The following is a 10,560-nucleotide window of genomic DNA, read 5'->3' as shown; positions in this document are numbered from 1 at the left end:
AGGCGACCTCAATGTACATCCTGCCCTGCCATGTCCTGGCCACGCCCGACGCTGCCGCGTCCACCGCATCTCATCCCGCGTGTCTGACGATCGCGATACGCCCCTCATCTGGAACGAGACAGCGGTGACCCTGGACTGATTCGAACAAAACAGCAACAGTAATATTTTTCTTATTGTGGCTTGACAGCCCAAATCACACCAGATCTAGGGCCTGTCCTAGCCCGTCGGGCAAGTTTCTTTTTTGCGCGGCGTCGTCGGAAGGCTTGGCGGACAAGAAATAATTTGACACGTCGGGCAAATCACCGGCATCTCCTCATCATCACGGCAATCAGTTCGCATGCCGCGCGTGCGCAGCCCAAGGATTTGGAGCCGCCCCATCCGCCGCAACTCGCAGAGCGAAGGCGGAGATGCCACGACACCTCTCCCGCCGACCCGGAGTTCGTGTTAGATTCCTGGGAAGTCCGTTCAGAACCGGGCGAGCAACGCTTCCCGTTTGCGAAAAAAAACCAACACAGGGAGGATGCGCGATGGGCATCGGGCTATCCGCGATCGCAGCGATTTCGCTGGCGGGCGCTCTGCTCGCCTCGACCACATTGGTTTCGGCCGATGCGATGGTGCCGTTGCCAGGCGATCCCGTGGCGACCGCAGACGGCAAAGTCTCGGGAACCAGGCTGGGCTCCGGGGTGAAGGCCTATCTGGGAATTCCTTTCGCCAAGCCGCCGACTGGCGAACTGCGCTGGCAGCGGCCACAGCCGATCAGCTGGGACGGTATCTGGAATGCCGACCGCAGGGGTCCCGAATGCATTCAGGTGTTGCGCGCCCACGACATCAACCACTACTTCGGCGAGGAGCCGACCAGCGAAGACTGCCTCTACCTCAACCTCTGGGCACCGGCCGAAGCCAAGCCTGGCGATGGCCGCCCGGTCATCGTCTTCATATACGGTGGCGGCGGGACGCTCGGCTCGTCGGGCATGGCCAGTTACGGCGGCGAGAACATGGCCAGGCGGGGCGCCATCTTTGTCAACTTCAACTATCGCGTCGGCCTGCTTGGCTACATGGCGCATCCTGAGCTGACGCGGGAGCAGGGCGGCCATTCAGGCAATTACGGCTATCTCGACCAGAACGCGGCGCTGAAATGGATCCACGACAACGTCGCGAAGTTCGGCGGCGATCCCGGCAAGGTGGTCATCGCCGGGCAGTCGTTTGGAGCCGGCTCCGTGGCGGCACAGGTGACGAGCCCGCTGTCGAAGGGCCTGTTCCGCGGCGCGATGATGTCGAGCGCCTGCAACTTCAGCGGCACCGGCATGATCGGCGGCGTGAACCCGCTCGCCGACGGCGAGAACGCCGGACTCGAACTGCAGCAGCGCCTTGGCGCACCGGACCTCAAAGCCATGCGCAACGTGCCGGCCGACCGCATCCTTGCGCTTCAGGAGGAAAACCAGCTCGGCCTCAGCGTGTCCGGTGTCCGGGCTCCCTCGGTGGTCGACGGCTATTTCTGGACCGGCACCAAGGAGCAGGCCTTCGCCTCGCACCAGGCGAGCGATGTGCCGGTGATCGCCAGTTCCAACGGCGACGACCTCGATGCGGCGCGATACAGGCTGACCCGCGCCGGTAACGTCGCGGACTACCAGGCCATCGCGCGCCAGATGTACGGCGCCGACGCCGACCAGTTCCTTCAGCTTTACCCGGCGCCGACCGACGCCGACGTTCAGCCGATGGCCCATCGCGCGGCCATGGAGAACGGCATGATGATGAATTCGCGCAGCTGCGCCGAGGTGCAAGCCAAATACGGGACGGCGCCGGTCTATATCGACACCTTCATGCGCAAGCATCCCTATGCGCCCGGCGTAGGGATCGCCGACCAGAACCCTTTGACCGTCGGGGCTTACCACACCGCCGACGTGCCCTACTGGTTCGACACCCTCGACGCGTTCAACTGGCAGCGGCCGACGCGGGTCTGGACGGCGTACGACCGCGAGCTCACCGACCGCATGGCCGGCGCGCTGATTGCATTTGCCGAGACCGGCAAGCCTTCGACGCCGCGGCTCAACTGGCCCGCCTGGTCGCCGCAGTCGCCGCAATACATGGTATTCGGCGACACCGCCGCGGTGCAGACCATGGACCTGCAGCGCATGGACTGGTTGGCGGCGCACCCGCCGGCGCCAGCGAACGCGCCGCCGCAGCGGACCGGCGCCAGGGATTAGTTGGGCGATTCCGAAGTTCGGGCATATCGGCGCTTGGGATGCTGCGCTCCCTCCCCCGCGAAGAGCGGGGGAGGGAGTGAGAGGCCAATGCCTGTAGCCTGACCTGATAGGTTTCATGGAATCGGTCCACCAGGTCAGCGTCAAGATCTCCGCTCCAGCACTTTCATCAGGCTCCGGAATCCGGGCCTCCGGCAATCGTGCTTGCTTGCGCTGGTGCGAAAAACGACGTCCCAAAAAATGGTCGTCACGCCGTAATTGCAATTCTCGAAGCGATGATGCGCGAGGTGCCGCATCTTGGCTGAGTAGAGCCAGGAGTTTGGTTCGATCGCACAGCGGTGCACGGCATGGTGGACGACGATGAAAGCCAGATACCCCAGCAGCAGTCCGGCGAAAATCGCTGACCCAGCCTCTACCCCGGCGAGGCGGATCAGCAGATACCCGATCGGGAAGGCGATCAGCGGCGTACTGAGGCTGGATCTTTCCGAGTCCGGATCGTTCGGATGCTCATGATGAAGCTGATGCAGGCGTTGGCCCACGGAAGCATAACGGTGGAAGACAATTCGGTGCACCAGATATTCCAGCAGCGTCCAGGCCGCGACGCCCAACAGGATCAGATAGAGACAATATAAGCCGGCCAGGCACGCGAAAAACACGATGGCAAGCGGTACGGTGACGAAGTCACCGAAATGCCGAACCCGCCGCGTCACGTCGGCGGAGAGGCTGGTCATGATCGCTGCTCGCCTCATTGCATCACCACCCGGCGGCAGGGCCTGTGGGGAACGTACTCAGGAAATAACACTCTGTGAAGACGCATGTTACAACTTCAAGATTTGGCCGTACGTGCATGCGGACCGGCATGGCCTTGTTCTCAAAAGTTCCGCAGGTTTATAAATATATTCCCGGATATTCTGTCCGGTACCGGACAGACAGTTTTCGCGTGCGGATAGTAATTTTGCCCATCACCGTCTGACCCTCGGCGAGCGTCGCCATGCGAAAGCCCGATCCCGAACTACTGCCGATCCAGCGCCCGCGTTGCCCCACCTGCCAAACGCGAATGCTGACAGTCGGCGTTGAGGATGCGCGTGGCGGCTTCGAGAACCGAACCTTCGAATGCCTTAAGTGCCACCACACGGAGACACGGTTGCTGGCAGCCGATCCGATGAAAACGGGCACGACAGGATGGCTTTTGGGCGAGTTGGCTCGGCCCGAGTAGGCTGAAGGGATCGCCGGGTATCGCGGTTATGCGATCGCCATCTGTCGGGTTTCCGACATATATTGGGGAACGAGTGTGCGCTTGTTCGTTTGTCCTTCGAAGCACCCTCAACGAGGTCCTGGAATTATCCTGATGATCCAGCAGGGGGGTCCAAGGACAGACGTCGTCAATCCGAGGCGCAATCGGCTTCCAGGCCGTCGCAGCCGGGTTGCCGGTCAAAATTCAGCTCGGCGAAGCGGTTGAAGGTCTCCTTGATCGCGAGGCCGCCATTGGTGTGGTACATGTTGTGGTAGACCACGAGGTAATGCAGCTGTTGCGTTTGGCCCGGCAGCGGCGTCAGCGGCAGCGGCAGGAATTTGCAGAGCCCGAGCCCGGGCGGCGGCGTGCTGCCGTTCACGCAGGGATCGCCGGTGTCCATGAGGGTGAACGAGATCGGGCATGACCCGTTCGGCGCCGTCAGCGTCGGCGGCAGCGCCGCGCCCGCCGGGCCGTCGATGCAGGGCTCGCTCGACGGCGGCGAAACGCCGGTGGGGCCGACGAAAATGTTGGTGGTCCCGATGTCGGCTGCGATCGCGGCAGCCTGGGCGAGGGGGACCGGATTGGGGGTTGGATTGAGTGGATAGGCCGGAAAGTAGTCGGTGTCGATGTCGCCCTGCAGGATCAGGATCGGCATGGTCTTGAATTTCTGGATGGCGAGGTCGCCGCGCGAAGCGAAGTAATGCGCGGAACGCCAGTTATAGCCCATCACGCCGCTGCTATCGGGCAAGTAGACGCTGACGCCGGGCTGATAGGCCCCCGATCCGATCGCGGCCTGCACCGGCGTAAAGCCCTCCGATAGCCCGGTCAGGTAGCTCAGCCTGAGGTCGGTAAAACCTTCGATGTCGGCAAACGCGGTGACCGGCGCTCCCTGTTCGACCGCGCGGTATGTGATGCAGCCGCCGTGCGAATAGCCGTACATCAGGAGCTTGCCGTTGACCTGGATCGGCACGCTCTCGCTGGGACTGCCGAGCGTGATGGCGCTGGTGTGATTGACGAGGAGATCGGTGAGCGCCATCACATCGGTCACCTCGCCCATGCAGAACTCGACGCGGCCGTCCGAGGTCCAGGTGTTTGATGCAAACGCCGGGCTCGAGGAGGTGATGCTCACGCTCTCGCCGCGGTAGGACGTGGTCGCGAACACCCAGCCGCGCTTGGCCCAGTCGAGACACTGGCCGAGACCGTCCGGCGCGGTGGGGGGCTGGCTGGTCCAGCCCGCCGCGGTCACGACGCCGCTGATGTTGCCGCCATCGGTGCTGCCGGTGCCGCCGTGGTTGTAGATCACCAGGGGGTAGGGGCCGCCCGACGTCGGCGCGCAAATCAGGCCGTAGATCTTCTTGCCGTCCTCGACCGTATAGTAGCCGACGCTCCAGGCTACCGCAGAATAGAGCTTCGAATGCTGGTCCGAGATCATGCCCTGCACGGTCACCCACGGCGTCTCCGGGCCGGAGCCGACGCCCGTCTGATCGAACAGCACGGTGGACTTGCCGTCGGAGTATTGATTGGCCGCGGTCGCAGGGTCTTGGCCGGACACCAGCGCGGAACTGAAAGCGGCCGGGCTGAAGGTGTCGAGGTTGCTGCCGCCGGCGGAGGCTGTGATCTCCAGATGTCCCTGGCTGGTCGCCACGTCGGCGACGATCGACTGCGGCGACCAGTAGTTGGGCGGCAGCACGCCTGCGTTGTACGACCAGGGATAGAGCGTGTAGCCGATCCCGCCGGATGTCTTGAACGGCAGGCCTGACATCGCCGAATTGGTCACGCCCTGGGTCACCGGATTTCCGGTGTTCTGATCGACCGCCTGGATGGTGACCGCCTGCCCGGGAGAGGTGGCGTAGCCGGACAGTGCGACCGGGTTCGAAGACTCCGCGCCAATTCGGCTGAGCGGACTTGTGACGCAGGCCCCAAGCGGCAGACAGGCGATCAGGAGGAATGCCGTTCGAATCCCTGGCATGGCAAGTCCCTTTCGGTCAGCAAATGCGCGCGCTGAAATTATCTCTGCCACCACAGCACTTTCCAGTTGAACCGGATCATGGTTCGAGAGGCGCAGCCTTCGCTCTTGCGGGCTCGGACCTCATCCTCCGGGGAGCATCGCCAACGGGCCGCGCCAACGCGCGCCCGATGACAGCCTCCGCGATACGTTTCGAAGCATGGAGCCACGGAACTGGAAACCGCACTGCGGCAGCCTTCAGTTGGGTGTCGAACTCCGACCGCCCGGTTCAATCGCGATTGTAAAAATATGCCTCGTGCACGCCGGGCATTCGCGGCGGACCCGGTGGGCTCCAGCCCGCCTACGGGGGCTGCTCGGGCGATTCGGCAGCACGGTGCGGAACCCTACGCCGTGCAGATAAATGTTCTGGGCGAACCGAAGTTAGGATCTCTGCCGAACACCTCGACGCGGAGATCCAGTTCCTCCCTCTGAATATCCAGGGGAATGTTACAGAGCGCCGCGTAGTCGCGGCGTGTGCTTTTCGTCCCCCTCCATCGCAGCGGCAGCTGAGGCAGCCGTTCGCTGCAGGCGGCCAGCGGTTTTGCCAAGGTCCAGAACAGATAGGAGAGACGTGCATAGGCCATGCCTTCGAGGCTGACCACGGAGGCGCCTGGCGGAATCGAAAACATCTCGACGCCGACAATCGGGCCTTCGTCGACCCGGGCGATCATGACATGTGCGGTCGCGCCGAATTCAGTGGCGCGCTCGTAAAGCGCGAAATGCGCCGGCGCCCAGCCGGGATAGGTCGGCGGTCCCGGATGAAAATTATAGGCGCCGTAGCCGAGCTGATCGAGGACATTCGCCGGCACGATGACGCCGGTAGCGTAGGCAATCAGCCGCGCCCGCGCCAGCGTGTCGGGCTCCAGGGCGTTCAGGTCCGCCAGCGCTTGCACAGGGATGATCGTCAGGCATGGATGATGCGTGGACAGAACAGAGATGAAAATCGCTCGCTCGACCGCGCTGGTCAGCAGGATGATCGTATCAAACATCGCGTCTTTCTCCACGCCAATACGCAGCAGGCTAGTGGATCGATTCCGTGAAACCTATTATTTCAGGCCACGGGCATTGGCCTCTCACTCCCTCTCCCGCTCTTCGCGGGGGAGGGTGGGGTGGGGACGCGGCATAGGCGGTGTTGGTTGCGTGTGGCCGCGATATCCGATCGATGGATTTTCGCCCGGAGCTTCCCCCACCCCAACCCTTACCCCAACCCTCCCCCGCGAAGAGCGGGAGAGGGAGCGCAGCATCGCACGCGTCGATTTGATCAGAACTTCGGAAACGCTGGGCTAGCTTTTCAGATCAAGGATAGCCTGCTGATTGGTCTGGATGCCGGTGGTGGGATCGGTCACGATCGTGTTTATTCGCGCGGTGCCGGTCCCGGTGAGCGTGAACTGGGAATCGCCGACCCGAAACGTGCCTTTGGTGGTGATAAGGGCTCTTTGAAACTGCAGGCCGGCGGAAGTCTGAAGCGTCACGCTGGCGCGGTAGCCGCTGACCTTGGTAATCGAAACCGTTATCGGCTGATTAGTATAATCCTTGCCGGTCCAGGTTCCCTGATACTTTTTCGGATCGACGGCGGCGAATTTGTCGCCCGGTGAGATGAGGCTCTGCGGAGTTGCCGCGTAGGCAGATTGCAGGATGCTCATGATGTCGCTCATTGGAAACCTCCGTTCGCCCCGTGGGATAGCGGGTCGCCGCAAGCACCACTGGCAGAATAGAATTAATCATCGGTTAATCATCGGTTAACCATCGCGGCCGATGGTAAACAAAACCACTTCCAACACCCGCCAGCGCGAACGGCCGGCGGCTAAAATTTTCGTAATCTTTCGAGGAGAAGGATGCGGGGGCGCCGAAAGAGGGCGACCACAAGGCGCGCGCGCCGCCCCTACGGAGTTCGACGTCACGTAGGGGCGCCCCTCAGGGCGCCCTCTTTCTCAGTTCCGCCGCTGGCCGGCAGCCCGGCAACATAATGTACCGGGATTCGCCAAACAGGGTGTACAAGACCTGCTCATTGAGAATCAGGAAAGTCGATGGAGGAAGTTGGCCGCGCCGGCGTGGCTGTTGCCGTTTGCCATGACCGATCTCTGTCCCGTCCAAACGGTGCCGGTCACAGGCAGATCAATTGGCGTTATGCGTTCGCCGTTGGAAGCTATCACCTGATTGCTTTGCTGGCGCTGCTGCCATGGTTCTTCAGCTGGACCGGGGTCACGCTGGCGGTGGTCGGGGTCTATATCTTTGGCGCCGCCGGGATCAATCTCTGTTATCATCGGCTCTTGAGCCACAGAAGCTTTAGTTGTCCGCTGTGGCTTGAGCATAGCTTTGCCATGATCGCGGTCTGCTGTGTTCAGGATACGCCGGCCCGGTGGGTGGCCACCCATCGCCTGCACCATCACCGCGCCGACGATCGGGCCGACCCGCATAGTCCCCTGGTCAGTTTGTTCTGGTCCTATGTCGGGTGGCTGTTCATCGAAAATACCGACCTGCGCCGCGCGGTCGCCTATGACCGATATGCGCGCGATATCATCCGCGACAAATTCTATCGATGGATCGAGCGCGCCGTGGTGTGGATCACGCTGGCCCAGTCGCTTTTGTATTTTGCGGCCGGCGCCCTGATCGAATTGGCACGGGGCGGAACGATCCATCAGGCGTTGCAATTTGGCGCCGGCCTGTGGCTCTGGGGCGTCATCATCAGAACCGTTCTGGTCTGGCATGTCACGTGGTGCGGAAATTCCTTTCCCCATCTGTTCGGCTACCGCAACTACGAGACCAGCGACAACAGCCGCAACAATGCCTTGGTGGCCATCATCACCAGCGGTGAGGGATGGCACAACAATCACCACGCCGAGCCGAATTCCGCGTCCAATCAGCGCCATTGGTGGGAGATCGATCTGACCTATCTGCTGCTGCGTCTGTTGGTCCTGCTTGGGCTGGCATGGGACGTACAGCTGCCGAAGCAACCGCCGGTTCCGGCGGCTGCGCTGGGGTCTGCTTCTCCCCTTCCCCCGCGAAGCGGTGGGGAGGGGTTGGGGGTGGGGGGTCAGCAGGAACCGCTGCTTCGGTGAACGCCGCGCCACCCCCACCCCCGACCCCTCCCCGCCACGCGCGATGCGCGTGGGGGGAGGGAGCTTCTGACCCCATCCTGAGTTACCCAGCGGCGGCCGACTGCCTGCGAGGTGCCCGTGGCGCTTCATCACCCTTGCGCAGCGCAAAATGCGCGCCGCAAAACGCCACCACCGCGCCGAGGCAAAGCGCCGCCAGGCCCGCGAGCACGCCGGAAATGGTCGGGAGCGGACTGGGCGCGGAGGCGGCCTGACCGGCGCCCGCCAGCACCAGCACGCCGACGGCGATCAGGAAATACCGCATCCGCTCCGGGATCTGTCCGGAGACCGCGCTGTCCATCAGGGTTGCGGTAAAATAGCCGCCCGAAAAGCCGACACTGGCGATCAGCCACCACGCCATCGCCGCTCCCGTCGGCACGAAATCGCTCGTGTCCGATCGCCACAGCCCGCCGAGGTCGAGGCCGAGGCCCACGCCCAGCATGTGCACGGCAAGCGCCAGCAGCACTCCCGAAATCATGGCGCCGCCGAGAATCAGCCGGCGCGGGAAATAGGTCGTCTCGGCCATGGTAGGCTTGTAAGATAACGCCGGCGCTGCGCGCAAGCCTTTGCCCTGATCCATTCCAGGCGCGCATGCTCCGATCGCCAATCGGTTCACGCCATGGGGCGCGCGAGCGCTTTGGCGGATCGCGCGCTGTGACCGGGACCTAAGGGATTGCCAAAGCCGCTGCAGGACCAGGCAACGATTTCGGCGGATGGCGCCCCGGTCAGCCGCTACGCCTACAAGGCGTCGCTGATCGGCGCGGCTCATCGTTTCGAACTGACCGACCATGGGCTGTCGTGGCACCTCTCCGGAAGATCGGGCACGTGGCCCTACGCCGCGATCGCGGCGATCCGGCTGTCGTACCGCCCGGTGTGGATGCAGTCGCGCCGCTTTCGCGCCGATATCGAACATGTCGATGGTTCGCGCCTCGCCATCTTGTCGACCAGCTGGCAGACCGCGGCCCTGATGGCGCCGCAGGGCCGCGACTACAGCGCCTTCATCACGCAGTTGCATGGGCGGATGCGAGAGGCCGGAAGCAATGCCGCGCTGAGCGGCGGCCTCGGGCCGCGGACCTATGCGGCCGCGCTCGCATTGCTGAGCCTGGTCGCGATCGCGATGTCGGGACTTTTCGTGCGCGCCCTCACGACAGGCGAATGGCCGGGCGCATTGTTTCTGGTCGGTTTTGCCGCGCTGTTTGCCTGGCAGGTCGGCGGATTTGTCCGGCGCAACCGCCCGCGGGCCTACACGTACGATGACTTGCCGGCGGCGTTGCTGCCGTAGGCCGGCCGTCAAATTAATTAGACTCAATTCTGAAATTTTGGAAATTTTGTAGTTGGCCTTAGCCCCGAAACCGGTCAGTCCCCTCTCCCGCTCTTGCGGGGGAGGGTTAGGGTGGGGGCTCGCGCCGCAACGGCAGTCGCAATTGTTTCCAGCACACCTGCGCGATTTGTCATCACGTCGTGATTGCTGAAGCGAAGCACCTGAAAGCCTTTCGCCTCAATCACGGCTGAGCGTCGCGCGTCGGCCTGTTCGGCTTGATCTGAAAAATGCTGTCCGCCATCGAGCTCAATCACCAGCCGGGCCGCATGACAGACGAAATCCGCGATGTAGTTTGCGATAGGAACCTGGCGCCGGAAACCGGCGCCGTTTAACCGGTGATCGCGAAGTTCGGACCAGAGTATTCGTTCGGCGTCGGTTGAGTTCCTTCTCAGCGTGCGTGCGTTGGAGCGCAGTTTTGAAGACACTTTCCAGGTTGGGCTTTTTTGCTCAGCCATCATGACCTCCGATGCGGCGAGACCCCCACCCCGACCCTCCCCCGCGAAGTGCGGGAGAGGGAGCAGACTTCGCCGGAGGGATGGACCGATCATATCCTCGCACGATAGCTGGTGCACCTGCATTCGGGATGGAATGCACAGCCTCGTGGCGATGTGGCCGCGATACCCGATCGATGGATTTTCGCCCGGAGCTTCCCCCACCCCAACCCTCCCCCGCGAAGAGCGGGGGAGGGAGCGCAGCATCGCAAG

At 63.0% G+C, this 10,560-nt stretch carries 9 protein-coding genes; 3 read left to right on the top strand and 6 right to left on the bottom strand.

Features of this window, described 5'->3' with window-relative positions:
• Window positions 1-527 precede the first annotated feature (527 nt).
• A complete protein-coding gene (locus ABSG20_RS20010; RefSeq protein WP_423866245.1) occupies window positions 528-2,204 on the top strand; it encodes a carboxylesterase/lipase family protein in 1,677 nt (558 codons plus the stop codon).
• 140 nt (window positions 2,205-2,344) lie between these two features.
• Here the strand turns inward: ABSG20_RS20010 and ABSG20_RS20005 are convergent, their stop codons facing one another.
• From ABSG20_RS20005 to ABSG20_RS19990, 4 genes are all read right to left on the bottom strand, one after another.
• Complete coding sequence (locus ABSG20_RS20005) at window positions 2,345-2,932, bottom strand: sterol desaturase family protein (protein ID WP_423866244.1); 588 nt, start codon at window positions 2,930-2,932, stop codon at window positions 2,345-2,347.
• 651 nt (window positions 2,933-3,583) lie between these two features.
• On the bottom strand, window positions 3,584-5,404 hold the full coding sequence (locus ABSG20_RS20000; protein ID WP_423866243.1) for an alpha/beta hydrolase family protein: 1,821 nt from the start codon (window positions 5,402-5,404) through the stop codon (window positions 3,584-3,586).
• A 380-nt stretch (window positions 5,405-5,784) separates the two neighbouring features.
• A complete protein-coding gene (locus ABSG20_RS19995) occupies window positions 5,785-6,429 on the bottom strand; it encodes a formyltransferase family protein (protein ID WP_423866242.1) in 645 nt (214 codons plus the stop codon).
• A 294-nt stretch (window positions 6,430-6,723) separates the two neighbouring features.
• Window positions 6,724-7,095 (bottom strand): hypothetical protein, encoded by a 372-nt coding sequence (locus ABSG20_RS19990; RefSeq protein WP_423866241.1) that lies wholly within the window; start codon window positions 7,093-7,095, stop codon window positions 6,724-6,726.
• Between the two features lie 372 nt (window positions 7,096-7,467).
• Here ABSG20_RS19990 and ABSG20_RS19985 point away from each other — a divergent pair, with 372 nt between their 5' ends.
• On the top strand, window positions 7,468-8,499 hold the full coding sequence (locus ABSG20_RS19985) for an acyl-CoA desaturase (protein ID WP_423866240.1): 1,032 nt from the start codon (window positions 7,468-7,470) through the stop codon (window positions 8,497-8,499).
• An 82-nt stretch (window positions 8,500-8,581) separates the two neighbouring features.
• Here the strand turns inward: ABSG20_RS19985 and ABSG20_RS19980 are convergent, their stop codons facing one another.
• Window positions 8,582-9,061 carry a hypothetical protein gene (locus ABSG20_RS19980; protein WP_423866239.1) on the bottom strand — a complete coding sequence of 160 codons (480 nt, stop codon included), beginning with the start codon at window positions 9,059-9,061 and terminating at the stop codon, window positions 8,582-8,584.
• A gap of 147 nt (window positions 9,062-9,208) precedes the next feature.
• Between ABSG20_RS19980 and ABSG20_RS19975 the strand changes: the two genes are divergently transcribed.
• On the top strand, window positions 9,209-9,817 hold the full coding sequence (locus ABSG20_RS19975) for a hypothetical protein (protein ID WP_423866238.1): 609 nt from the start codon (window positions 9,209-9,211) through the stop codon (window positions 9,815-9,817).
• Between the two features lie 74 nt (window positions 9,818-9,891).
• Here the strand turns inward: ABSG20_RS19975 and ABSG20_RS19970 are convergent, their stop codons facing one another.
• Window positions 9,892-10,311, bottom strand: a complete 420-nt coding sequence (locus ABSG20_RS19970; RefSeq protein WP_423866237.1) for an endonuclease domain-containing protein — start codon at window positions 10,309-10,311, stop codon at window positions 9,892-9,894.
• Window positions 10,312-10,560: the final 249 nt, after the last annotated feature.

Source organism: Bradyrhizobium sp. (assembly GCF_049512235.1).
Taxonomy (GTDB): domain Bacteria; phylum Pseudomonadota; class Alphaproteobacteria; order Rhizobiales; family Xanthobacteraceae; genus Bradyrhizobium.
Note: the sequence above shows the minus strand (reverse complement) of the source record. Positions and strands in the feature narration are given on the sequence as shown.

What these genes read in the sequence shown, in the direction of transcription:
- ABSG20_RS20010 (WP_423866245.1), top strand. Translation starts at nt 528, where the DNA reads ATGGGCATCGGGCTATCCGCGATCGCAGCGATTTCGCTGGCGGGCGCT.
- ABSG20_RS20005 (WP_423866244.1), bottom strand. Translation starts at nt 2,932, where the DNA reads ATGACCAGCCTCTCCGCCGACGTGACGCGGCGGGTTCGGCATTTCGGT.
- ABSG20_RS20000 (WP_423866243.1), bottom strand. Translation starts at nt 5,404, where the DNA reads ATGCCAGGGATTCGAACGGCATTCCTCCTGATCGCCTGTCTGCCGCTT.
- ABSG20_RS19995 (WP_423866242.1), bottom strand. Translation starts at nt 6,429, where the DNA reads ATGTTTGATACGATCATCCTGCTGACCAGCGCGGTCGAGCGAGCGATT.
- ABSG20_RS19990 (WP_423866241.1), bottom strand. Translation starts at nt 7,095, where the DNA reads ATGAGCGACATCATGAGCATCCTGCAATCTGCCTACGCGGCAACTCCG.
- ABSG20_RS19985 (WP_423866240.1), top strand. Translation starts at nt 7,468, where the DNA reads ATGGAGGAAGTTGGCCGCGCCGGCGTGGCTGTTGCCGTTTGCCATGAC.
- ABSG20_RS19980 (WP_423866239.1), bottom strand. Translation starts at nt 9,061, where the DNA reads ATGGCCGAGACGACCTATTTCCCGCGCCGGCTGATTCTCGGCGGCGCC.
- ABSG20_RS19970 (WP_423866237.1), bottom strand. Translation starts at nt 10,311, where the DNA reads ATGGCTGAGCAAAAAAGCCCAACCTGGAAAGTGTCTTCAAAACTGCGC.